The sequence below is a fragment of the Paenibacillus sp. RRE4 genome (genome assembly GCF_031844205.1).
GTDB classification, from domain to species: domain Bacteria; phylum Bacillota; class Bacilli; order Paenibacillales; family Paenibacillaceae; genus Paenibacillus; species Paenibacillus xylanexedens_B.
Genome location: NZ_JAUZUT010000006.1, coordinates 18,122 through 43,307 on the forward strand (window position 1 = coordinate 18,122; position 25,186 = coordinate 43,307).

Consider the following 25,186-nt stretch of genomic DNA (forward strand, 5'->3'; position numbering starts at 1 on the left):
TTTTAGATCCCGGTCTTAACGCATGTTGCCAATGATGGAAGATCTGGAGTCTTGCATTTTTTTAATGAAATTAGTCATCAAATCAAAAGCTTCATTCCGTTTGTTGGTCAGAGACTGCAGACGAAGCATATCCATTTGTTGCGAATTGCTGAGGGCATCAATCTGCGCTTTTAGCGTTTGCGCTGCAGCTTGATCCCCGTTTTGCTGAGCTACTTGCAGTTTTGCATTCAGATCGGCGATCTGTTGATTCCGGTTCTGTACCGCTTGAATTTGTGCTTGCAATTGAGCATCCAGTAGTTTAGCACGTTCTTGCTGCACCATCATCAATGCCGTTTCAATATCCATGGAGGAAATGTCCACGCTGGATAACGAAGATATCGGTTGAATCGCATAACTGCTTGCTGCAGATGCCGAAGTAACAACCGATACAGCTGCAATTGCGGCAACAGCTGTTGAAGAGAGAAGCTTGATTGACTTTTTCATAGAATAGACCTCCCGACATATGTAGAAAGACATCCGGTCATAATTGACATCTTTCGACATGATTATATCAGAAGGCCCGGGACTTTAAATCTATTTATTTTAAATTTCAGATAAACTCCTGCAGCTGGGAATCTGCTATAACTCTGCCCCATTGGTGCGGATCACGTTTTGATACCAGTAGAACGAGTCTTTGCGGTATCTTTTCAACGTACCCTTACCGTAATCATCCTGATCCACATAGATAAATCCGTAGCGCTTACTCATCTCGGACGTGCCTGAACTGATCATATCAATCGGCCCCCACATCGTGTACCCAAGCACCTCGACGCCATCCGAGATGGCAAGTCCCATCTGTTCAATATGTTTGCTCAAAAAATCAATCCGATATGGATCATTCACCGTGCCATCTTCGTTCAGCGTGTCATAAAAACCGGAACTGTTCTCCAGAATAAACACAGGCTTCTGATACCGGTCATAGACCAGATTCAGTGTATAACGCAGGCCGATCGGATCAATCTGCCATCCCCATTCGTTTGCAGGCAGATGCGGATTTTTGTATACGCTGTGCACGTTGCCTGCTGTCAGCTCAAGCTGCTCGGTATCACTGCTGGAGATCATAGAGTTGTAATACGACATGCCTACAAAGTCAGCCGTATGTGCCCGAATTTCTTCCAGGTCACCATCCTCAATGTGGAGCTGAATGCCTTTATTTTTAAAATATGTCTTGCTGTAGTAAGGATACTCCCCCTTGTTGAGCACATCCAGATAAAACTGATTTTTCATCTGATCATCCTGCTGCATCTGGAGCGCATCCTCCGGCTTGCATGTGTACGGATACGTGGTGAAATAGGCCACCATGCTGCCAATCTGATTATTCGGATCAATCTCATGTGCCAGCCTCGTTGCTCTGGAAGCAGCCACAAACTGGTGGTGCAGACCCTGAAAGAGCATTTCCTCATAGTTAGGCGCGTCATACTCAATGATGCCTAGCGTTTTTGCCGACGCTTTTACACTCATATTGATCTCGTTAAACGTAACCCAGTATTTCACTTTGCCTTTGTAGCGATTGAACAGCACTTCGCAATACTTCACATATAGATCCACGAGCTTGCGGTTATACCAGCCACCGAACTTGTCCATCAGTACAATCGGGGTATCGAAATGGCTGATCGTAATCAACGGCTCCATGCCGTGCTTCAAACATTCATCAATGACCTGATCGTAGAATTGCAACGCCTTCTCGTTTGGAGTAGCATCATCCCCGCCCGGAAACACTCTCGCCCACGCGATGGAATAACGGAACACTTTGAAGCCCATCTCGGCAAATAACGCAATATCCTCACGGAATCGATGATAAAAATCAATTCCCCGCCGCTTCGGATAGTTTTCCCCATTCGGGTCGTTTCGAGCTTCCTCAATCATGTCCCAGTTCACTCGAATCTGCTTGGTCACCTTGCGGTCGTTCTTCTCGTTAAACTTCATGACCTCGGGAATGGTCAACGTTTTGCCGTCCACATCATAAGCGCCCTCTGCCTGACAAGCAGATAACGCACCGCCCCATAAAAAGTCTTTTGGAAAATGGGATTTGCTCATATTCGTCATTGTAATTTCCTCCTGTTATTCTATTTATGGAATAAGCTTTATCAATGCTTCGCTCTCCCGGATCGGGCCACTGCTCGCTGTCGTGAGCACATCTCCATATTGTTGCATGTTGGTAACAACAATCGATGTAATCGTGTTATAACCTGCTGATTTAATGCCGTCTGGATCAAACTCCACCAACAAATCTCCTGCTTGGATGGCCTCTCCCTGTTTGATATGTGCGTTAAAATATTTACCCTTCAGGCTGACGGTGTCTACCCCGATATGGATCAGAATCTCTACGCCGTTATTTGCCTTTAAGCCAATAGCATGTTTCGTGCGATAAAGAGCTTCAACCACTCCGTCAAACGGGGCATATACCTTGCCCTCGGTTGGCACAATCGCAATCCCTTTTCCCATCAGTTCCTGTGCAAAAGCTTGATCCTCTACTTCGGAGATCGGTTTAATCTCACCCGTCATCGGACTTACGATGAGCATGTCTGAAGAAGAAGTCTCGTTCAAAATAGACTTTTCCAATGGTGCTGTGCTTCCCACATCATTCGATGAATCGATGCTTACTCTGCCAGATTTTTTTTGCGATGGGCTTCCGTCCGCATCTTCCTTGATGCCTGCAATCAGCGTAAATACAAAAGCTAACACAACGGCCGCGATACATCCAATGACTACATACATGTAACGATCCGATGTATATGTGCCTAATGCCAGTACACCGGGAAGGGCGATGGCATTAGCTGTCGTATGAACCAGACTGAAGAATCCAGATACGATACCTCCAGCAAGACACGCTGCGAAAAACGGCCGTTTATATTTCAACGTTACCCCGTAGATCGCCGGCTCGGTAATCCCGAACAAAGCTGTTAATCCACTTGAGCCTGCTGCTGATTTCATCGTTTTGTTCTTGGTTAGTACGAATACACCAAAGGCCGCACCAGCTTGCGCCAAGTTCGCTGCAAGAGCTGTAGGCAACAACACGGTTGCACCCAAAGTTGCCACTTGTTGAACCTGAATCGGCATAATGGCATAGTGCATACCAAACATAACCATAATCGGTTTGAAGAATCCGAGAATCGCCCCTGCCAGAACACCCGCCGTGGAGAAGAGTGAGTTAATACCGTTCGTCAGCCAGTCACCAATATGTGAACCCACAGGGCCAAACACGATAAGTTCAAGTGGAACCATAATAAACAGCACGATCATTGGCGTAAGCAACACTTGCAAAAACTTAGGAATCACTCGATTGACGAGTGGATATAAGTAACTCATAATCCAAACAGCCAGAATAATAGGAATAACCGAAGATGAATACTTCATTAACAGGATCGGCATGCCCAGAAAATCAACTGTGCTCACACCTGTCTCGGCAATTTGAGCTGCCGCATTCAGAATCGTCGGGTGCATCAGTCCAGCGGCAAGCGCTACCGCAAGATAGGGATTCGTTTTGAACTTATGTGCTGCGCTGACAGCAAGGAAGAACGGCAAGAAATAAAAGATCAAGTCACCGATCATATTGATAATGACCATGAATCCAGACCCTTCCAACCATCCGAGTGCTGCCATTACCGTGGCAAAACATTTGATCATGCCGCAACCAACCAGAGCCGGGAGAATCGGCGTAAAAATACCGGCAATCGTTTCAAGTACCGCATTGAACGGATTGCGTTTTTTCTTCGATCCACTGCTTGCTGCGGATTCCTCGGAATTTTCAAGTCGATCTGAGGTTAAGCTTTTGACTTCATTGTAAACAGCATCTACTTTCGCTCCAATGATGACCTGAACCTGCCCCCCGGAGTTCTGCGCTTTAAGCACACCTTCCAGCTGATTCAATGTCTTCAGATCAGCCTTGCTATCGTCCTTCAATACAAACCGTAAACGGGTAGCACAGTGTGTAAGTCCGGATATATTTTGCTCGCCGCCAACGAGCTCAAGCACGTTTTTAGCCAAGTCTTTGTTATTCATAACCCTCTTCTCCTCTGCTTCATGATGGATAATTAGATATATATGAAAAATGACCAAGCCGGGGAATCGTCATTCCCTACGCTTGGTCATGCCTGATCGAATCAGTAACAGTCCATTAATGAGTATTCAGTTGTCATACTATACAAACAAGAATGGTTTACACAGACACTTCGATGACAGAAGAAACTCTGCTGTCATTCTGCTGGTTCGTTGGTGGTTAATCGCTGGATGTGCAGGATCAGATACAATTTCTCATCATCGGAACATGTCCAGCCATAGTTTGTTTTCAGGAAATCGGCAATCTTCTCCACACAAGCGAGTTCCTTCGGGAACTTTTCTTTTACCATCGTATACAGGGACTCATTCTCATCTTTCAGCGACTTGCCGCTCATCTGCCTCATGATGAAGTATCTTATATGTGTGGCGAACCGCATGAAATGAATGGAGTCTTCTTGGAAATCAATCTTGAGTGCGTATTTGATTACGGAAAGAATCTCTCCCGTCACGGTAGTTACCTTGGTTGTATCACTCATCTCGCCAGAGCCTACCTGTGCATTCACAAAATGCAGGGCAAGCAAGGTGATCTCGGCTGAAGGCAGAGCCAAATTCGTTTTCTCCCGAATCAGCTTCAGTGCAGCTTCCCCTACCCGGGTCTCGTCCGGATACAGTGTCCGCACTTCCCATTCCAGCGGATTTTTAATACTGATGCCTTCTCTGGTACGAGACAGGGCAAAACTGATATGGTCGGACAGGGTGAGAAGCAGATTCTGGTTAAAGGTTTTGTTCAAAATCTCGCTGCCCAGCTTCATCACTTCCTCCGCGAGATATATATCCTCGATCGGAATGCTGTTCAGCAGATCATACATCCGGATGTTCTTCGGGGCTACGAAAATTTTCTCCACCAGATCCGTCTCGGTCAGCTCATATGGGGTTTTGAGAAACCCTACACCTTTACCCACCACGAATACCTCTTCGTTATGTTCATTAATGGCAATCGCCACGTTATTATTTACTTTTTTGATAACCTTCAATGTTCTCACCCCCCGCTAGAAATAAAAAAAGACCGAAAGCGATTACACGAAAGCAATCGAATTCGGTCATGCCTGGTTTCCCCAGTAACAGTCCGTGTTAACAATATACCTTTATTATAGGCGCATCCTTCGAAAAGTCAATCGGTTAATATCAGGAAAATCAGGGCCTGGTTTCTATGTAGATTGTATTACGGACATGAAATACCTGGTTGTGAAGCCTTTAATAGAGAAAATAAGCTTCCTTACTTGAAGGCAAAACATGGTCTGTTCCTTAAGATGAAAAAGTCTGCGAGCTGTGATACAATGAAGGAATTGTGTATTCGCAGACAGACATGCAGATCGCGCTTAAAAATAAAATATTTTGGGCACTCTTTATCGATTGATCATGCTGCCACTTTAGGGAGGTTTATGGAACAACCATGCTCATTATTGGTATCGCCGGAGGAACCGGCTCCGGCAAAACAACGGTAGCCCGCTCCGTTATTGAACGTCTGGGATCAGCCAAAGTTACATTCATATCCCAAGACAATTATTACAAAGACCAGTCGGACCTCACACCTGAGCAACGCAGACTGACGAATTATGATCACCCGTTTGCTTTTGATAACGATCTGTTGATCGAACATCTTACCCTGTTAAAAAAGGGCCAGCCAGCGTATGCTCCCGTGTATGACTTCACCATAGATAACCGCGCCGCAGGCGAAACGATTGAGCTTGCGCCGAACCACATCATCATTGTCGAAGGGTTACATGTGCTGATTGATGAGCATCTTCGTACACTGCTGGACATCAAGGTATTTGTAGATACGGATTCCGATGTACGTATTCTGCGCAGAGTACTGCGTGACATGGAGGAGCGTGGACGCTCGATTCAATCCGTGTACAAACAGTACCTCGAAACGGTCAAACCGATGCATGATGCGTTTATCGAGCCATCTAAAAAGTATGCCGATATCATCATCCCTGAGGGCGGACATAATGAAGTAGGGATTCAGATGCTGTCCATTCTTACCGAGAAATATCTCACGGGAGAAAACTGGAACAGATCTTAATCACTGTTGCCTAACGATAACAGGAGTTTTTCAGGAATTAATCCAGGTTACGATACAGCGTAATCTGGATTTTTTGTTTTCCGGGATGGATATATCATCTATACTATATGACATCGTTTGTTGAGAGGAGTTTATCTATGGCTACTTTTGAAGAGTTCATGCAACATGATATTCGAGTAGGTACCGTGGTGGAGGCTGAACCTTTTCTGAAGGCTCGTGTTCCTGCGATTAAGATGAAAGTAGATTTTGGGCCACTCGGTTTAAAAAATTCAAGTGCCCAGATTACCCACCGTTACACGCCGGAGATGATGATTGGCAAACAGGTCGTGGCTGTCGTGAATTTCCCACCGCGGCGGATTGCCGGTTTCGTGTCTGAGGTTCTTGTTCTGGGCGGTGTTCCCGGAGAAGGTGATGTCGTTCTGCTCTCTCCAGATCATCCGTTACCGAATGGAACACCGATTGCCTGACTTTATTTTTAAAATTCGATGCATATGGGGTTTTCAAATGTTGGAAAATGAAGTATTCTCTATGTATTGAGCAATAACTGAAATGAATTACATATGTTCGAGAGACCTTAAAGCATAAGGCTATGAATCTGCGGATTCGTGGCCTTTTTTTGTGTTTATGGGAGGATATACATGGTAGAATATTGATTATTATTACAAATTTAGCATCTAAATTCCTAATAAGTACATACAAACCTATATCAATCGGTCGAGAGGAGTTAGATTCATGAGAAAACAGATCATTTCCAGCGTAACAGCATTAGCATTATTCGTAGGGGGATTTGGGAGTTTTGCGGGAATGGGCGGCACTATTAAGGCGGAAGCAGCGCAAGCCGCCAGCTCATTTAAAGATGTACCCGCATCCCACTGGGCATCCTCAGCCATCCATTCCGCAGTAGAGAAAGGCTATTTCAAGGGATATGCAGACGGAACGTTTAAACCAGGTTCACCCGTGACCAAAGCTGAAATGGCCAGTATTTTAGCACGTTTGAATGATCAGCCGGAGCTGCCGACTGCTGAACCGAATCATTTTACAGATGTACCGGAGTGGGCTAAAAATGGTGTCTCTACCTCGATTGCCAAAGGATTTATCCATCCTTCCAGCTATAAGGACAAACTGGATGCTCAAGCTGCACTTAAGCGGGGCGAGATGGCGGAGTGGTTAACACAAGGATTGAGTGTAGTGGATTCAGACTATGGACAGGCTCTCTCGGATGTGACGAACACCGTCATTCCCGCGAAGGAATATTTTACTGGCAAGCTGGCAGACTCGCAAAAAAATGCTGTCGCTGTTGCCCTCGGAACAGGGCTGATGAGCGTTGCGAATGATAAAACATTTGGCGTAAACCGCACCACAACTCGGGCAGAAGTCGCCGTGTTGCTCAGTCGTTACGCGTCCGTGGCCAAAACCAAACCTGCCGATCTTCAAGGGCTGAATGAGCTGCGGCAGGTGGGATTGACAGGCACCAATTTGAGTGTGATTGCACCGAGGTATCAAGTTTTCCCTGAAAACAGATATCCAGACTCATATGACTATAGCAAGGTAACGGATGACTTCTCAAAAATTCGTAATAAAGAATTGAATACTGTAACTAAATATGCTTCAGCCAAGCTAAAGAATTGGGTTGTAATTAATCCCTATGTGAAAGAAACCGAACGAAGTATCTATTACCCAGTATTTGTTGACGAAAAGGATAAACTTCTTCGTGGCGCATATTACTCTTTCACGGAATATGATTTTAACATCATTGACTCTATGAGTCGTTTACAAGCTGGAAGTCTTTTTAATTCCCCAACGATAAATCCATTAACCTCACCTAATAGCAAAGCATTTAGAGAATACGCGGTACCACATATGAACAATCTGCTTAGCTCTAAAGGTATTTTCAATGTAAAAAATCCAATTTATTGGGGAGAGGGCTTATTACACTTTGACAAAACGTTAAATCCAGAGGTCCATCTTACTCTCAAAGATGGCACCACTTTTTACATAGTGCCAAATTAAATCTAAAAGGATGATTATTATTGGATATACATAGCAATTCAATCTTTAGAAGGTTTCTCATCTCTTTGATAACGGTCTGCATTCTATTCTACCCTTTTCATTTTGTTTTTGCAGGTGGGGGTCCAGGTACTAAACCTATATTGGAGGCCACGTACTTTGAGCCTTCAATACCCGCCAAATCACAGAAGAAATTGACTCCTGTAGAGGGAACAGGCACAACAAATATCGGAGTGTTTATTTACCAATTGGATAGTTTAAAATGGATGGTCGAGGGAGAATGTAATGGTCAACAATTATCTAATAACAGATCTACTAACAAACCTGTTTCATCCCTGGTGTGTGTTGACCTTTCTTTAGAAGATCCTAGTTATCAACCTTCTTTGTATAAAGACAGTTTGGGTAATCAACATCCCAGCAATGAGCTCACCGAGCTTTCTTTAAAGCCAATCTACATGGATAATATAGCTCATTATCGTCCTGGAAGGCCTATTTTAGTAAGTGTAGATTCCTTTACTGGTAAAAGGGTTAAATTCACCACTCAAATCGGAGGAGTAATTGAACCAATAGAATATAGGCCATATAATCCACCCAAGTACTCCGCTGACTATGTATTTAATACCGATATATATTGGCGGGCTGTCGCCGAAACCACCAAAGAAATCAACCTCTCCCCTGGAGGGCAAATCCGGTTAAATCAAACCAAACAGCTCAATGCGATGGTTAAAACCAAAACAGGGGATGGCAACTTTGGTGCAGAAACCAATGTAAACACAGGCAGCGGAGGAACGACCACGTGGGAGTCCTCCAATCCCTCGGTTGCAACGGTAAGTAACTCCGGACTGGTACAAGCGATTAGCAGGGGTACTACATCCATCACGGTTTTATGGGAAAAAGACGGATTTCAATTAACGACCCGAACAACCATTGGTGTTGAACAGGGAACCGGTGGTGGTGGTGACGACGGAGGCGGGAATACCGGCGGTGGAGATAGCGGAGGCGGTGGTGGCTGTACGCCTACGATTGGATCACCATCTCCAGGTACAACGATGAATATGAGTGACCTTGATCCCAACGCTACAGGTATAATAAATTCAGATAACAGAGATAATGAAACATTCGATGTATTGAAAGGAATTCCTACTTCCGAGTCTCTTTACACTAACGCCTTCGCGGACAGTTATCTATTCAAGCAAGCCTGGACCAAAATGAGCGGCAAAGTGATATATGATTGTAATATCACCATCTCCTATGATAGAGAATGGACCGTACCTGGACCGCAGGTCTGTAATGACGACGGATGTAGGGATGGTACACCTATACCTAAAAGCGATACCGTTCCTAAACCGTACAACTTCCAAATTACACGAGACTATTCCTACTGGATGATTAGCAATCTTGAAGTGTACAAGCTCGTCAAAGCAACGATGAAAAATTATGCATTGCCTGCCGAAACGATTACGATGAATCCTGCCGGTTATGTTCCACCGACACTTGAGTCTAGCAATGATTCTGCCGTTGAACGCCATGTAAGGCCAGGACAAACGTCCTCCATCTCGTACACTCCATCCAAACGAACAGGTGGCTTGAATGCACCCCCGGATGTGCCAGATGACACAGCCCTATTAAAGGGAATGGCAGAAACTAACACACCACAAAGCACCGTAAAAAATGATTTGGTGAAATTCAACAATGCAGTAATCATGAATGATACCGAAGCAACCAAGGATGGGCCGCAGCCAACCAATATTCCTTCACCAACAACAATCGGACGGGATGTTTTGTACACTCCCAACCACAGGATTAGCAGTTCCCTGCTTAACAAAGCCAACACGGAAAGTTCTGGCCAAATCTATTATGATCTACTACCGGGTAACGTGAACGGCGGAGCCCACAAGATACTTCCGATTAATGGAATAAACACCGTTACGGTGCATACCCCCGTCGTAAACTACGCATGGGTGTCGGACGATCAGCCGCATAATCAGAAAACAATACCTGATCCTACCCGTGCTGCGCTCATTCTGGAGCGTCCCTTCATTGTGCGGATCCCTACATCCGGGCAGCACTTGGATGCGTCCAGTTATCCCGGATACGGCAATCGGGACTATGCCAAATATTTTCGCATCAAACAGGTGTTGTTCTCGTTTGATGTCTATACAGCAGATCGAACACAGTTCATCCCAAGCCATACATGGGTCAACATTCCGGTCAACCAAATCGATACAACATTTTATCTGCCAGTATGGGTGGACGAGGGGAAGTATACCATTGAATTTCGGAACATCGCCGAGAATTCACCGGCAAACTTCACAGAGCAGCCCGATGCCAACACCGATCTAACCCATCATGTTGCAAGTGACAAAATACCTGTAGACGTAATCGGCAGGCTGTATGACTTTCATGTGACGGATGTATCCGACTATAACTGGGAGAGTGTATTCCGCAAACGACCAGGTAGCCCGGAACCTACAGGCCATAGCTACTGGAGCGGTTTACGCGGTATCGATGGTGACCCCCGAGGAAACCTCGCTCCATTTGTATTGCCGATTAGACCTGGCAGTCATCCGGTTCAGGGATTTCGAAACGTTGCTGTGAAAACAGGTTATCACTTCAAGTTCGATCTAAAGACAAAGGGTACTATGTTTGGAAAACAGGATGGCATTCGAATAACACCCACATTCTCTTTTATAAGCAAGGACGGTTCTTCCCGTCAGGATGTTGATCTATACTACCATCGGGGGCAGGAACGTCTTATCCGAATTGGTTCAGCTCAGGATATGGAGAAACGATTTGTTGTGTTGAACTCACGACTACGTAATGTGCCCGGCACAGAATTGAGCGACGCGGCACGTTACCAATATACGTATGAATTTTCACCAGACGAACGCAACCGTCTCACATTGGCAGAACACATGGTCAAAGTCGCCAACCAGACTTCACACCAAAAGACCTGGACAGGCCGTTATGACTGGATGATTCTGACGGCGCCGATTCGTACACTTATTGGACCTAAAATAAACATTCCTTCCAGCGTTAACGTGGACCGAGCAAACGCCGCAATCCAGCGTTGGTACGGGGAATACAGTCTGCCGGCTGATGTGTACGCCGTTCCCAAAGGTACGAACCTTGAACCCCTTGCCAAACAGAATATGCTGGATGAACAATCCGATATCTTTTTGAAAAATGGGTACATCGTCGTCAACTTTGATATCGAGAGTCTACGTAACGGCAATACACAGGCACCGCATCTGCAATATATCCATGCTCCACTTATGAATCAGTGGCAGTTAGAGGGCTACAACCGCTCCCCTAATAGCACTAACAACAACAACAACAGTAGTAAATGGCCATTGAAGGATGGTGATGTTCTCTTTTATTACGCGGACCAGTCCAGCCGAAATGACTTTCAGTCTCAGGTGCCTCACTGAGGATTAGAGTTAAGATTAGGATTAGGATTAGGATTCGGGATTAGAGAATAAGGATTATGAAGCACCTCCACCAGATCAAGGAACTATGCTCATCCGTAATAATTAGAAATATCAAAACAACAAAAGGGCTATCTCAAATGAATTCATCTATCAAATGAATTCGCTGCAGATAACCCTTTTTTCTTATGATTTATAACTTTCACATACATATAGTTAACCCATACTATCTGCTTCCAGCCGAAACCTCTACACGCTCACACATCTGCATTTCACCCTTCAACTCTCTCAGCGACAGAGCGGAGGACATCAGACTTCGGGTATACGAATGATTTGCCAAACTGGTCAGCCTTGCACTGTTCACAACCTCCACTACTCTCCCTTGATGCATGACTGCGATACGGTCACTCACCTGCTGCACCACCGCAAGATCATGTGATATGAATATAGAGGAAACTCCTGTCTCCGTACGCAGTTCCATGAGCAGATCCAAAATCTGCTGCTGGATGGAAACATCCAGGGCAGAGGTAGCTTCGTCAAACAGAATGATCTCGGGCCGTACACCAATCGCACGGGCAATGACGGCTCGCTGTTGTTGCCCACCGCTTAATTCGTGCGGATACTTATCCGCATCCAAAGCCGACAATCCAACGCGCTCCAGCAATCTACGTGTTTCCTGAGCAGCCGCCTGCCGTTTCATCATTTTATAATTCAACAGAGGCTCACCGATAAACATGCCCACCTTCATGCGTGGGTTGAAAATCGCCGCAGGCTCCTGAAAAACCATCTGAATCTGCTTGCGCATCTGGCGCAACCTTTCACCTTTCAAACGGGTAATCTGCTGCCCATGGTACCAAATCTCTCCTGAAGTCACCTGTTCCAACTGAGTTACACATTTGGCAAGAGAGCTTTTGCCGCTTCCACTCTGCCCGACAATGCCCAGACACTCCCCGGGATATAACGCAAGATCTACACTTTGTAAAGCCTGAACAGCCTGCTGCCCTTTCAACTCATACGTTTTACATACGTTACTCAGTTTTAGAATGGGTGATCTGTCATTCGTCATGTGCATTCCCCTCCAGCTCAGGTACAGCTTGAAGCAACTTGCGAGTATACTCATGAGTGGGATTCGATATGACACGCAGTGTATCTCCCAGTTCCACCAACCTGCCGTCTACCATCACACCGATCCGGTCAGCCATATGGGCCGCAACCGCCATATTGTGCGTCACGAGCATCATGCCCGTTCCCTTGTCCGCACAGAGCCTGCTCAGTTGGCTCATCACTTCGTTTTGTGTCGTAACATCCAGCGCACTCGTCGGCTCATCCGCCAGCAACAGTTCCGGCTCCAACGTAGCCGCCATCGCAATCGCGGTTCGTTGCTTCATCCCCCCGCTAAGCTGGGAAGCATAGACATGCATGACTCGCTCAGGATCATCCAGTCCCATACGGGCCAGTGTGTGAACGGCCAATCTCCAAGCCTCTTTGCGAGACATGGGCAAGTGGGCACGAATGGTCTCCACATACTGACTTCCAATACGACGAATCGGATTCAGATACGAACCGCTATCCTGAAATACCATCGCGATTCGCTTGCCACGCATCCCTTGCCAATCTTGTTGCGAGTCACGCAGCAACACCCTCTCCCGAAAGACAATCTCTCCTCCGGTGTATCGTCCGCCTACAGGCAGTAGGCCCAGCACAGCCCGGATCAGGGTCGACTTCCCGCTGCCGCTTTCCCCCACAATGCCAATGATTTCTCCTGGCTTCATCGAAAAGGATACATCCCGCAAGGAAGGAACCCCTTCCTTATAACTTACAGACAGATTCTTCATCTCAACAAGCAAAGATGTCGTTCCCCCACGCAAGGACGTCATGACTACTCGACCTTAATGTTGCGGTCTAGCAGATAGAAGTCAATCGGGTACATCGTTGCACCCTTGACATCACTTTTGCTGACGATATTAATCGGCGTATATGTCAAAAACATATAAGCGGCATCATCCAGGATGATCTGCTGCGCTTCTGCCGCAAGGGCATAACGCTTCTCCACATCAAACTCCGAGTGAAGACGTTCAATCAGCTCGTCCAGCTTCGGATTGCTGTATCCGCCAACATTCCACTCCGCGCCTGTTTTGAAATAAAAGTCGAGAATATACTGCGGATCGCCCGTGATGCCTGTGTTAATACTTGTCAGAGCCAGATCATAATTCCCGCTCTTCTGATGGTCGGTGAGATCCTCATATGAGGTGAGCTCCAGCCCAACCCCAATTTCTTTAAGCTGGGATTGCATCGCAGCAGCCACAACGGAATCGGATTCATAAGCTGAGTTAAGGATGAGTTGTAACGATAGCTTCTTCCCATCCTTTTCCCGAATGCCATCTCCGTCTGTATCCTTATATCCGGCCTCATCCAGCAATTGTTTAGCCTTCGCAGGTTCGTAATCATATCCGGTAATTTTGTCGTACCCAAAAGGCAATGCAGAGGTAAACGGACCTTTGGCTGCTTGTCCACCCACCAGCGTATTCGCGTACATATCGCGGTCAATTCCGTAAGAAATCGCTCGGCGAACCTTTACATCACTTAGCAGTGAATGAGTCGTGTTAAACCACACAAACTGCGTACGGAGGCTCGGAATTTCATCAATCGTATATTGTGTTTTATCCTGAAAAAGAGGCATCTGGCTGCGTCCCACGTTACTCGCTACATCAATTTCTCCTGATTGCAGCGCCAGCGCCCGTGTATTGTCATCCTTGATGTATTTCAGTGTCATCGTATCCAGATCAGCCGCACCGCCCCAGTATCCATCGTACTTTTTCACCTGAATCTCCTGGTCGGGCGTATATCCTGTAACCATGAACGGACCGGTAGCGATTGGCACACTCTTGAATTTTGACGTGTCTGCACTTGTATCCACAATAATAAACAGAGGCTCTGCAATATTGCCTAACAGTGAGGCATCAGGCTGCGTAGTTTTGATCGTCAGATCCTGCCCCTTGGCAGTCATTGACGCAATTGGCAGTGTGGATTGACCTCTCTCATTCAGCGAGATAGAGCGTTCGATTGATTTTTTCACCGCATCCGCAGTCACAGGATTGCCATTATGGAACGTTACTCCGTCGCGAATATGAAAATGCCAGGTTGTATCATCGATCCGATCCCACTTGTCCGCCAGTTTGGGAACCATCTTCATCTGCTTGTCAAACTGAACCAGCGTCTCCCCAATAGCCGCGCGCGTCAGCGTCCAGCCATTCCATTCCTCCGCAGGATCAAGGCTGCTCCCCAGCCAGAACAAGGCCACATTCAGATGTGTTTTCTTGCCCTCACCAGTCCCACCTGCCGCACCACTCGCATCCACACCTGTCTTTTTCCTCGTAGCATCGGATGATGGAGTTGTTGAATTTTTATCGTTACCACAGGCCGCGAGCAACAGAATAGTCATCATTGATATGATAGCCAGCAACCATGTTTTTTGAACCTTGCTCATGCTTTCCATTCCCTTCAGTTACACTGTATTTTTCTTGGGATCAAGCACATCTCGCAGACTATCCCCCAGCAAATTAAAAATGATAACCGTGCTAAATATCGCAAGCCCCGGATAGATTAACAGCCAAGGCGCGGTCTGCAGATATCTTCTACCTTCATTTAACATCGCTCCCCACTCGGGATCAGGCGGCTGTGCACCAAGTCCGAGAAAGGACAAACCCGAGATGGACAGCATCATGCCACCCACGTCCATCATGGCCATGACGATCAAAGCGGGCAACATATTCGGCAGAATCGTTCTGCTGATGATCTGGATTTTACGCGCACCGCTGAACGCGGCGGCAGCGACGAACTCTTTTTGCTGAAGAGAAATGACTAGGCTTCGGGCCATCCGTGCATACTTTGCCCACCAGACAACTGACAGTGCGACCACCGTGTTAAATAGCCCCGGCCCTAACATTCCTACTACAGCAATTGCAAAAATCAAACCCGGAAATGCCATCAACGTATCACACAATCGCATCAGCATCGTATCCGCCAGTCCTCGCAAAAAACCTGCAACGACACCAACCGCTACGCCTAAGCTGAAAACAATACCGATCATCATAAATGTGAGCAACAGAGAGGTGCGTGCTCCATATAAAAGTCGGGACAGGACACATCGCCCAAGCTGATCCGTGCCGAGTGGATACTCGGAGCTGGATGGTTGCAATACTTTGGCAAAATTCGTGGCAAGTGGATCGTGAGGTGCCAGAAGCGGCGCAATCAGAGCCAGAACGATCCATCCCGCGGTCAGGGATAGCAAAAAAATAAATAAACGGCGTTGTGTCAGGTATGCTCGAATCTTCATCATCATCTACACATCCACATCCAGTTGAATGCGCGGGTCACGCAGATGTGTCCAGAGATCCACGATCAGATTCAGGGTGACATAGATGATAGCCATCCAGATCACATACCCCTGTATCAGGGGATAGTCCCGAGTGAAAATGGCATCCACCGCCATCTGGCCCACCCCCGGCCATACAAATAAACTTTCCACGATCGTTGCTCCGCCAAGTAGTGCCCCTGTTGTCATGCCCAGAAGGGTCACGATCGGCAGCAGTGAGTTCGGCAAAATATGCTGCCAAATGATTATCGATTCCTTCACACCTCTCGCTCTTGCTCCCACCACGTAATTCTGGCTGATCTCCTCCAGCATGACTGCACGAATCTGCCGGCTATATTGAGCGATCAGTGGAATAGCCAGTGTGACAGCAGGCAGGATCAGGCTGTTCCAGCCGGAATTGCCCATAACGGGTAGCAGCTTCAGCTGCACACCAAATACCAGCATCAGCAACATTCCCAACCAAAAGCTTGGCATGGATAGACCGGCAAACGAAAACAGGCGAATCACATAATCCAGCCATTGATTCCGGCGTACAGCCGAAAGAACTCCGAGCGGAAAGGAAATCAAGATCACCAGAAACATCGCGCTCCCGGTTAACTTGAGCGTTGCTGGAAGGCGGGCCGTTAACACATCCAGCACCGGACGGTCATATTTATACGACGTACCAAAGTCTCCAGTGACTACTTGTCCCAGCCATGTGCCATACCGAACCAGAAATGGCTTGTCCAGCCCAAGCTCTGACCTCACCTGTCTGACCAATTCATCCGAAGGTGTTACTCCGGTGGACATCAGCATCAGTCTGGCGGGATCTCCAGGAGACAGATACGTTAATAGAAATGTCAGGAAGGTGATTCCAAACAGAACGGCGACCAGTTGTAATAACCGTTTAACGATATATCTGCCCAATATTAAAACGCCCTTCCCGGTTTAATGCGCGTGTACCGCCTTTATTCCCATTCCCATTCCCATTCCATTCCATAAAAGCCAATTCAAGCCAAAAAAGCGCCCTTTCCCGTTTCACGGGATAAGGACGCCTTAAATAAACAGATTTTCAGAAAAAATCATGCTCTTTAAACACCTTCCTATCTCCCGTAGGGTACTGCTGTGTTTGTCCAACCTGGCAGGTCTCCTGGCTCCAGTATCATTGCCATAGCAGCTCCTTCCCGGTCTTCTCCAGACCAGTGGATATGCTGCCTGACTCCTCTGTTACAGTGGCGGGACCGCGCCGGCATCACACCGGACTTCCCTTTTAAGCTTCTACCCCAGCGGGTAGAGCACCAAGTTCCACGTATTCAATTCACTAAAAGTTGGTATCTGTTACACTTCTGTATCAGTATAGCGGCATACGGAATAATGTTCAAAACTTTTCTTTCAAAATTTAAAATCATGAATGCGGCTAATCTCGCACTCGCGAACCCTTGGGTGATACCCCCGTCACACGTTTGAACATTTTGGAAAAGAGCAACGGGTCAGTGTACCCAACGGAGTGGGCCACTTCACTCACAGACAGCATCGGGTTACGAAGCAACTCCGCAGCGCGATTCATGCGGTACTCCAGGAAAAAGGCTTGCAACGACTTGCCATATCGCTCTTTGAACAACCCCGATAAATACGTTCGATCCAGCCCGACCGCCTGTGCGATATCCAGAATGGAAGTACGCTGGCTATACCGGTTCTCCATAAACTGCACAGCCTGCCGAATATAAGTCTCTTTCGTCGAAAGAAGCGGATTTTCTTCTTCTTTGATCGGCGAGGATGCGATTAATGCTGCCATAAGTCGGTATAACAGGCTTTGATGTAGCACATCCCCTCCTGCAACAGAGCTCGTTCCAGCCTGAAGCATCTCGTCATACAGCGCTGCCATCATATTCTTATCATGAGCAGTAAACACCGGTTGCTCCTCGCTTAACTGCGCACGTTGCATAAAAGCCTTCGCCTGTACACCTTTGAAGCCAAACCATGAATATGTCCAGGGCTCCTCTTCATCGGCTTCATAATGAATGACCGTGTCGGGTAAAATGAGAAATCCTTGCCCCTCGCCCAAAGGATATTCCCGATCCCCCATATAAACCGTACCATGACCCTCATGTACGTAATGCACGATATATGAATCACGCACCCCCGGCCCCCAATAGTGGGCAGGATCACATGCCTCCCAACCATAAAATAACAAGACCAGTTCCATCTGCGTCCAGCCGGCAGAGACGACATTCATTTCAACTTTCCGACTCATGTTTCCCCTCCTTTCGACGATGAGGTTAAAGATATCTTAATGCGAGCTCTTGTATCCCCCTACCAACACATACAACAAATTATAACAGGTAGAAGAGAGGAAATCTTACTGAAAACGAAAACAAAAATGGGATTATGCCATATTTGAAAGGGTTTGAGCCATAGTGATATGGGCCTGTTCGGCCTATAGTTGGGGTACAACATTTTTTCGGGAAGGATGAACTTGAAGATGAACAAAATTACGTTTCTCGGTGCAGGCAGCACCGTTTTTGTCAAAAATGTATTGGGTGATGTGATGATGACGGAGGCCTTGCAGGACTTTGAACTGGCCTTGTTTGATATTGATGCCGAACGTCTAAATGACTCGGAGCGTTTGTTAAAAAGCCTGGCTCAGTCGCTGGGAAGCCGCTGTTCCGTTAAAACATACCATGATCGCAAAGAAGCGCTCCGCGGAGCTAAATATGTCATCAATGCTATCCAGGTAGGTGGATATGACCCGTGTACGATTACCGATTTCGAAATTCCGAAGAAATACGGCTTGCGTCAAACGATTGCCGACACCCTCGGCATTGGGGGAATCTTCCGTAACCTGCGCACCATTCCGGTGATGCTGGACTTTGCCAAGGATATGCAGGAAGTATGCCCGGATGCCTGGTTCCTGAACTATACCAACCCAATGGCTGTACTCACCAATGTCATGAACGTACATGGCGGAATTAAAACGATCGGTCTGTGTCACAGCGTACAAGTCTGCGTACCTCATCTGTTCGATACGCTGGGAATTGACCAGACGGGTGTCGTTGCCAAAATCGCCGGGATTAACCACATGGCCTGGCTTCTGGAAGTAACAAAGGATGGTGTCGATCTGTATCCTGAGATCAAACGTCTCGCGAGACAGAAACAACTGGAGACCCATGACGATATGGTACGTTATGAACTGATGCATCGCTTCGGTTATTATGTTACCGAGTCTTCTGAGCATAGTGCGGAGTATCATCCGTATTTTATCAAACGTAACTACCCGGAATTGATCGAACGCTTTAACATTCCACTCGATGAGTATCCGCGCCGCTGTGTAAACCAGATTGCTGATTGGAAGGAAATGCGGGAGAAGCTGTTTGCGAGTGAAAATATTCAACATACCCGCAGCCATGAATATGCTTCGCATATTATGGAAGCGATGGAGACAGATCGTCCGTATAAAATTGGCGGAAATGTCATGAACAATGGACTCATCACCAACTTGCCACGCGAAGCTTGTGTCGAGGTTCCTTGTCTGGTCGATGGTTCGGGCATCAGCCCAACGTATATTGGTGACCTGCCGCCACAGCTGGCAGCGTTGAACCGTACCAATATCAACACCCAATTGCTCACCATTGAAGCCGCAATTACAGGCAAAAAAGAGCATATCTATCACGCGGCTATGCTCGATCCGCATACCGCTGCCGAGCTGTCCATGGACGACATCGTGGCGATGTGTGACGATTTGATTGAAGCCCACGGCGATTGGTTGCCAAAATTCTCATAATATAAACATCAAGACATACAAACGAAGATTTTAACCAAGATATATGACCAAAATATATAAATCAAGCACCGTGCCTCTCCAAATCGAAGGGACGGTGCTTTTTTTCACTTTTTTTTCAAATCACTCCGCAGGCAGCAGAAAACGATACCCTATCCCAGGCTCCGTCTGAATATAGGATGGCCGGGTGGGGTCTTCCTTTAGCTTTTTACGCAGATGACCCACATATACTCGCAAATAGTGGCTGTCTGACTCATGATGATGCGCACCCCATACTTGCTGCAAAAGCTGGCGCTGGGTAATAATTTTGCCTGCATTCGAGGCAAGCACCTTTAACATCTCATATTCGGTCGGCGTTAATTTGACCTGCTCTCCATCCAGTTCAACCTGCCGGAGAGCCAAATCGATAACCAATGAGCCAAATCGTAAAATGGGTTCATCCGTTGTTTTGGCCACATGCCGCAGTGCCACCCGAATTCGGGCAACCAGTTCACCCATGCCAAACGGCTTCGTCACATAATCATCTGCGCCTGCATCCAGTGCGGCAATTTTATCGGCCTCTTGATCCTTTGCCGTCAGCACAATAATCGGCACCTGAGACCATTCCCTTATCCGGTGAAGCACGTCCATGCCAGATATGCCTGGCAAACCTAGATCAAGAATGATCAAATCAGGATGCACCACACTTGCCTGGGTAATACCCTCCTCTCCGTCAGCACACTCATAATGATCATATTGGTGAGCCTGAAGAGTCACTTTTAGCAGTTTGCGAATCTGTGGCTCATCATCAATCACCAGAATGCGAGCCCCTAATGCGGCATTCATCTAATCTCCAACCTCTCCTTGCACTGTATAGGAAAGCGGTACTTCATCCCTTCCTACAGGCAACTCTATACGTATTCTTGTTCCTCCATCCGGATTCCCCTCAGCTTGGATTGTACCTCCGTGAACCTCCACAATGCCTTTGCAGATCGCAAGTCCCAGTCCGGTTCCCGTAATATGCTGCGTGGAGGGTGAGCGATAAAACTTATCAAATACGCGAGTGCGCTCCGGTTCCTCAATCCCAACACCCTGATCATCTACGATGAAGGTCACACAACTCTGACTCGGTTCATTCTTAACCCTTATGATCACCATGCTCTCGTCGGGTGAATACTTGATGGCATTGCTGACGATGTTCACGAGCACCTGCTCGAGCAGCACCTCATCTCCGTCAAAAAAGACGGGCTCTTCCGGCAGTTGTACCGTAACTTCACGGTGAGGGCTGAATTCTCTGACTTTTGCCAAAACAACGCTAATCATATCCCCCACATCACACCATTTGCGATTAAGTTGCAGCATACCGCTCTCCAGCCGCACCATGCCGAGCAAGTTGGTCACGAGACGATTCATACGTAACGCGCCATCACGGATGTTGCCTGTTAATTCTCTTCGATCCTCGGGTGTAAAAAGACTGTCATTCTCCATCAGCCCTGTAGCTGAACCGATAATGGCAGTTAACGGCGTACGTAGCTCATGGGATACCGAATCCAGCAACGCAGTTCGGATGCGCTCCGATTCAGCGGTCACTTGAGCGAGGCGTGCTTCCTCAACCAGCTTCACCCGGGCGATCGCACCTGCCGCAAGACTGCCGCAGGCTTCCAGCAACTGGCGTTGCTCCCGCTGCTTTTCCGGCTCATTGGTAGTCATGCGCACGGCAAGTACACCGTGAATGTGATTCTCTGTGCGCAGCGGAACATACAGCCCCACCGACTCACCGAGCTTTGGCGATCCTTTGCCTGCGATCTGCCCCTGTTTATAGACCCAATCCGCAATAGCCAGCTCCGAAGAATGACTCCCCCAGGTACACTTCTCTGTCCCGATCTCAGACGCAGGTTCCTGTTTCATCCAAAGCTTCAGTTCACCCTGCTGATCCGGCAGATATATGGCAGCCGGGCTTTCGAGCATAAGGGATATCTGGCTCGTCATGTTATCCAGCAGGGCATCCAGATCGGTAATTGCAGTGATCTGCCGACTAAGATCATACAGGGCATTCGTTGTGGCTTCACGAGATTTAACCCGATCCAGCTGTTGCCGTAAACGCCCAGCGAGACTTGCCGTCATGATGGCAACGGCCAAATATACTCCAAACGAAATAAGATACCGCAAATCCTCCACCGTAAAACTGAGATAAGGTGGGACAAAAAAGAAATCAAACATAACAACGCTGAGGGTCGCTGCATATATTGCTGGCCCCATTCCCCAATATACAGCACTGATCAGTATGGGAAACAGGTACACCAGAGCAACGTTGACCAGATCATCACTCATACCAATGATATGAAGCAGTATAGTTAACAGGATGATGGCAAGTGTTACCCATATATAGGCGGGAACCCTTTTCTGGCGAGAGATTCCCTGTAAGCTTTCCTGTTCTTTGCCCTCTTCCTCATGTTCAGACAAATTCAATTCCACCCGCTTTATTTATAATCATCATCGGCTACGATTAATACATCGCGATGTCTCGACAGACGAACAAGCTGGTTCACCACCGATCCCGAGCCGCGATGGCCATTCAGCCACCACACTCGCTTCGCCTGCCCCACCACCAGTTGTGTCGCCTTCGCCTCCGTAGCCTTTGTAGCCAAGATGCCGGGCACGTCCCTCAACCTTGCACTTGGATGGATATGAAAATGACCTCCCAGCCGCACAGTGAGTTGCTCCAATCCAGCCAGGTGCTCCTTCACTTCTGGAGTCATTACCATGCCTGTGCCGATGTGTACATGATGGACATGCCAGGATGCCTTCAGCCTATAAGCCATGCGAAAACCTCTGCGAATTAACCGCTCGGCGTGACGGTCACTGCTGACACACACAAAAACCGACTCCTCACGGCGCCATGGGCCCCGTAGTGTGCGCGCCGCTCGCTGCGATTCCAGCCGCTCATCCACATCGTCTGCAAGTTCGCGTAGAGCCAGTTCACGCAGTGCGATCAGATTACCCATTTTAAAAAAATTCGCAAGCGCCTGCTCCACCTTGGCATTTGCATAGATTTTACCCTCTCGCATGCGCTGCCGCAAGGCCTCGGGGGCAACATCAATCAGCTGCACTTCGTCCGCCAATTGCATGATCCGATCAGGTACCGTCTCTCGTACCCGAACACCCGTAATATGCTCAACGGCATCATTTAAACTTTCAAGATGCTGTACGTTCACGGTTGTAATGACGGATATGCCTGCGTCCAGCAACCTTAGCACATCCTCGTAACGCTTCTGCCGAGCATTTCCAGGCACGTTGGTATGCGCGAGCTCATCCACAAGCACCACTTCGGGATGCAATCGTAATATCGCTTCTGTATCCATTTCCTCTAAGCATGTGCCTTGATACACACGCTGCGCTCGCGGGATGATGGACAAGGAGCCGATTTGTTCCACCGTGTCCGCTCGTCCATGGGTTTCCAGCAAACCGATTTGCACATGGATGCCTTTGCGCAACAGATCATTGCCTTCCCGCAGCATCATGTAGGTTTTGCCCACCCCCGGAGCAGCTCCAATATAAATTTTGAATGTACCACGCCGAATCAGCCCAATCTGTTCCTCTATCTCCTGCTCACTGAGTCTGCGATAGGTTTTCTGTTCCGTTTCACTTACTTTTGTCGGCACAACCCGTTCGCCCTCTTGCGCCGACCGATCTGCAACCAGTAGTAAATCTACTCCTTGCAGTTTGCGAAGCAACGAGTTAATGAGAGAGCCCTGCCATAACTCCTGCCAGCTTGTACGCCGCGAATGTCCCATAACGATCCGGGTAATCTCCTGTCTGATCGCATACTGTGCCAATGTTGCCGGGATATAGCGGTGATGGATGACCGGAAGCTCCTCCATGTGCCCGCCGATCTTCTCCACCAGTTTCATCATACTGCGGCGAAATACCGTAGCTTCCTTCGTTAGTGGCTGTTTCATTGGACGGAAGACAACGACATGCAAGCTCCCGTTCAATCGACGGGCAATCTGCTGTCCGCGCTGAATGTAGATCGAACCGTTCCAGTGGTACTGCGCGGAGACAAGAATACGTTCCATAATGCCTGTTGCGTGCGGAAGGCCCATTTCCTCGCGATGTTCACGTAAAGACTCGTTAACCCCTTCTGCAACAAGTTTCAGTGCCAGCTCACGTAAAATCCCGAGATTACCATGGCGAAAAATATCCATACCCCCGTGCCCTTGCAGGTGACCTTCCGCAAGACGACTCAAAATGGTCTCTGGCGTAACGTCGATCAGCTTCACTTCATCCGCCAGTTCCAGTGTGTCTGCCGGCACGGTATGTGCCACCTTAATTCCTGTGAGCTGTCTGGCAAGTTCGGTATACCCCTCCAGCTCATACACATTCACGGTAGTTATGACACTGATATTGTGACGCAATAGAAAACGGATATCCTCCAGTCTCGTTACATGTCTTGCCCCTATCCGGTTTCGATGTGCCAACCCATCGACCAGAACAACCTCCGGATTGCGAACTAACAATGCATCCAGATTCAAGTCTTTCATCTCCGCTCCGTCACTGCTCCGAATCCAGTGGATGCTGGGTACACGCTCAAGCTCACCGAGCTGTTCTACCGTTTCCGGTCTTCTCATCGTGGAGACTGCACATATGACGACATCTATGCCCTGTTCACGCAAATGATTGCCGTCTCTGAGCATATGATACGTTTTACCTGAACCGCTGACCGGGCCGATGTAGATTTTAAACGTGCCCTCCTGCAGCTTCGAAATGATGCGCAACATCTCTTCCGGCGATTTCCGCTTGAAGCTGCCCTCCATGCTGTCGCTCTCCTCCTCTCCTTCCTATAATGAACTCCACTTCTACTTCTTCTGTGCTGTAGTGAGTGCCAGATTTAGCTCCATCACATTCACACGAGGCTCCCCAAATATACCTAACCGGCGGCCTTGTATATGATCCTGAATGAGTTGAGTCAACTTCTGCTTACTAAGTCCTGTCGCTTGACTAATCCGCGGGATTTGGGCCATAGCCGCTTCAGGAGACAGGTCCGGGTCAAGCCCTGAACCGGAACCCGTAACCAGATCAGCAGGGATCTGTTGCGGCAGAGTAGGATTTTCCTGGCGGAGTGTAGCCAGCTTTTGGTTCATCTCTGCAATGTATTCCGGAGATGCCACCGCTCGATTAGACCCTGCCGATGCGGTCGGATCATATTTCGCATTTGAAGCGCGAGGCTGGAACAATCCCGGTGATTTCACTTCCTGCGCTAACAGGGATGAACCGATGATTTTCCCATCTTGAATGATAAGACTGCCTTTTGCCTGTGAAGGAAACAGCAACTGGGCCACCCCCGTTGTGACGAGCGGATAGAGCAGACCACAGACTAGCATGAGCACAACAGACAACCGCAATGCGGGTATAAACATCTTCATACAAATCACTTCCTGAATGGATTTAATGTTTTATTCAAAAAGGGCCGACCAAGTCATCATCACCATGAGTGACATTACACTTGTACATCACAG

Annotated in this window: 19 protein-coding genes and 1 riboswitch; of the genes, 5 read left to right on the top strand and 14 right to left on the bottom strand. The window is 47.7% G+C overall.

Features of this window, described 5'->3' with window-relative positions; translation table 11 throughout:
• Positions 1 to 15: 15 nt before the first annotated feature.
• The 4 genes from Q9R46_RS22415 to Q9R46_RS22430 form a co-directional block, all read right to left on the bottom strand.
• Positions 16 to 483, bottom strand: coding sequence for a hypothetical protein (locus tag Q9R46_RS22415; RefSeq protein ID WP_311281856.1), 468 nt, complete (start codon positions 481 to 483; stop codon positions 16 to 18).
• 135 nt (positions 484 to 618) lie between these two features.
• Entirely contained in the window at positions 619 to 2,085 is a 1,467-nt protein-coding gene (locus Q9R46_RS22420; protein WP_483874824.1) for a glycoside hydrolase family 1 protein, read from the bottom strand.
• 24 nt (positions 2,086 to 2,109) lie between these two features.
• Positions 2,110 to 4,041, bottom strand: a complete 1,932-nt coding sequence (locus Q9R46_RS22425; RefSeq protein ID WP_311281857.1) for a beta-glucoside-specific PTS transporter subunit IIABC — start codon at positions 4,039 to 4,041, stop codon at positions 2,110 to 2,112.
• Positions 4,042 to 4,235: 194 nt separating this feature from the next.
• Positions 4,236 to 5,072 carry a PRD domain-containing protein gene (locus Q9R46_RS22430; protein ID WP_311281858.1) on the bottom strand — a complete coding sequence of 279 codons (837 nt, stop codon included), beginning with the start codon at positions 5,070 to 5,072 and terminating at the stop codon, positions 4,236 to 4,238.
• Between the two features lie 419 nt (positions 5,073 to 5,491).
• On the opposite strand from Q9R46_RS22430, the gene udk reads away from it, so the two are divergent.
• From udk to Q9R46_RS22450, 4 genes are all read left to right on the top strand, one after another.
• Positions 5,492 to 6,124 carry a uridine kinase gene (udk, locus tag Q9R46_RS22435; RefSeq protein ID WP_090924213.1) on the top strand — a complete coding sequence of 211 codons (633 nt, stop codon included), beginning with the start codon at positions 5,492 to 5,494 and terminating at the stop codon, positions 6,122 to 6,124.
• A gap of 137 nt (positions 6,125 to 6,261) precedes the next feature.
• Positions 6,262 to 6,591 carry a chaperone CsaA gene (gene csaA, locus Q9R46_RS22440; RefSeq protein ID WP_311281859.1) on the top strand — a complete coding sequence of 110 codons (330 nt, stop codon included), beginning with the start codon at positions 6,262 to 6,264 and terminating at the stop codon, positions 6,589 to 6,591.
• Between the two features lie 265 nt (positions 6,592 to 6,856).
• Positions 6,857 to 8,134: an S-layer homology domain-containing protein gene (locus Q9R46_RS22445; RefSeq protein WP_311281860.1), complete on the top strand. Its 1,278-nt coding sequence runs from the start codon at positions 6,857 to 6,859 to the stop codon at positions 8,132 to 8,134.
• Positions 8,135 to 8,850: 716 nt separating this feature from the next.
• A complete protein-coding gene (locus Q9R46_RS22450; RefSeq protein ID WP_311281861.1) occupies positions 8,851 to 11,562 on the top strand; it encodes a DUF5704 domain-containing protein in 2,712 nt (903 codons plus the stop codon).
• Between the two features lie 223 nt (positions 11,563 to 11,785).
• Here Q9R46_RS22450 and Q9R46_RS22455 read toward each other — a convergent pair whose 3' ends face one another.
• The 6 genes from Q9R46_RS22455 to Q9R46_RS22480 all read right to left on the bottom strand — a co-directional run bounded on the left by Q9R46_RS22455 (position 11,786) and on the right by Q9R46_RS22480 (position 18,167).
• Complete coding sequence (locus tag Q9R46_RS22455; RefSeq protein WP_311281862.1) at positions 11,786 to 12,625, bottom strand: ABC transporter ATP-binding protein; 840 nt, start codon at positions 12,623 to 12,625, stop codon at positions 11,786 to 11,788.
• A complete protein-coding gene (locus tag Q9R46_RS22460; RefSeq protein WP_311281863.1) occupies positions 12,615 to 13,436 on the bottom strand; it encodes an ABC transporter ATP-binding protein in 822 nt (273 codons plus the stop codon). Before Q9R46_RS22460 ends, Q9R46_RS22455 begins: the two co-directional genes overlap by 11 nt.
• A 2-nt stretch (positions 13,437 to 13,438) precedes the next feature.
• Positions 13,439 to 15,046: an ABC transporter substrate-binding protein gene (locus tag Q9R46_RS22465; RefSeq protein WP_311281864.1), complete on the bottom strand. Its 1,608-nt coding sequence runs from the start codon at positions 15,044 to 15,046 to the stop codon at positions 13,439 to 13,441.
• Between the two features lie 18 nt (positions 15,047 to 15,064).
• Complete coding sequence (nikC, locus tag Q9R46_RS22470) at positions 15,065 to 15,901, bottom strand: nickel transporter permease (protein WP_311281865.1); 837 nt, start codon at positions 15,899 to 15,901, stop codon at positions 15,065 to 15,067.
• On the bottom strand, positions 15,902 to 16,840 hold the full coding sequence (gene nikB, locus Q9R46_RS22475; protein ID WP_311281866.1) for a nickel ABC transporter permease: 939 nt from the start codon (positions 16,838 to 16,840) through the stop codon (positions 15,902 to 15,904).
• 196 nt (positions 16,841 to 17,036) lie between these two features.
• Positions 17,037 to 17,231: riboswitch (cobalamin riboswitch) on the bottom strand.
• A 99-nt stretch (positions 17,232 to 17,330) separates the two neighbouring features.
• The gene (locus tag Q9R46_RS22480; RefSeq protein WP_311281867.1) at positions 17,331 to 18,167 is read right to left on the bottom strand and encodes an AraC family transcriptional regulator; all 837 of its coding nucleotides are present in this window, start codon (positions 18,165 to 18,167) and stop codon (positions 17,331 to 17,333) included.
• Positions 18,168 to 18,395: 228 nt separating this feature from the next.
• On the opposite strand from Q9R46_RS22480, the gene melA reads away from it, so the two are divergent.
• Entirely contained in the window at positions 18,396 to 19,694 is a 1,299-nt protein-coding gene (melA, locus tag Q9R46_RS22485; protein ID WP_311281868.1) for an alpha-glucosidase/alpha-galactosidase, read from the top strand.
• 120 nt (positions 19,695 to 19,814) lie between these two features.
• Here melA and Q9R46_RS22490 read toward each other — a convergent pair whose 3' ends face one another.
• From Q9R46_RS22490 to kdpC, 4 genes are read right to left on the bottom strand one after another with little or no spacing between them, the layout of a single operon-like run.
• The gene (locus Q9R46_RS22490; RefSeq protein ID WP_090924223.1) at positions 19,815 to 20,516 is read right to left on the bottom strand and encodes a response regulator; all 702 of its coding nucleotides are present in this window, start codon (positions 20,514 to 20,516) and stop codon (positions 19,815 to 19,817) included.
• The gene (locus tag Q9R46_RS22495) at positions 20,517 to 22,133 is read right to left on the bottom strand and encodes a DUF4118 domain-containing protein (protein WP_311281869.1); all 1,617 of its coding nucleotides are present in this window, start codon (positions 22,131 to 22,133) and stop codon (positions 20,517 to 20,519) included. It lies immediately after the preceding gene.
• A 17-nt stretch (positions 22,134 to 22,150) separates the two neighbouring features.
• Entirely contained in the window at positions 22,151 to 24,484 is a 2,334-nt protein-coding gene (locus Q9R46_RS22500; protein WP_311281870.1) for a histidine kinase, read from the bottom strand.
• Between the two features lie 42 nt (positions 24,485 to 24,526).
• Positions 24,527 to 25,093, bottom strand: coding sequence for a potassium-transporting ATPase subunit KdpC (kdpC, locus tag Q9R46_RS22505; RefSeq protein WP_311281871.1), 567 nt, complete (start codon positions 25,091 to 25,093; stop codon positions 24,527 to 24,529).
• Positions 25,094 to 25,186: the final 93 nt, after the last annotated feature.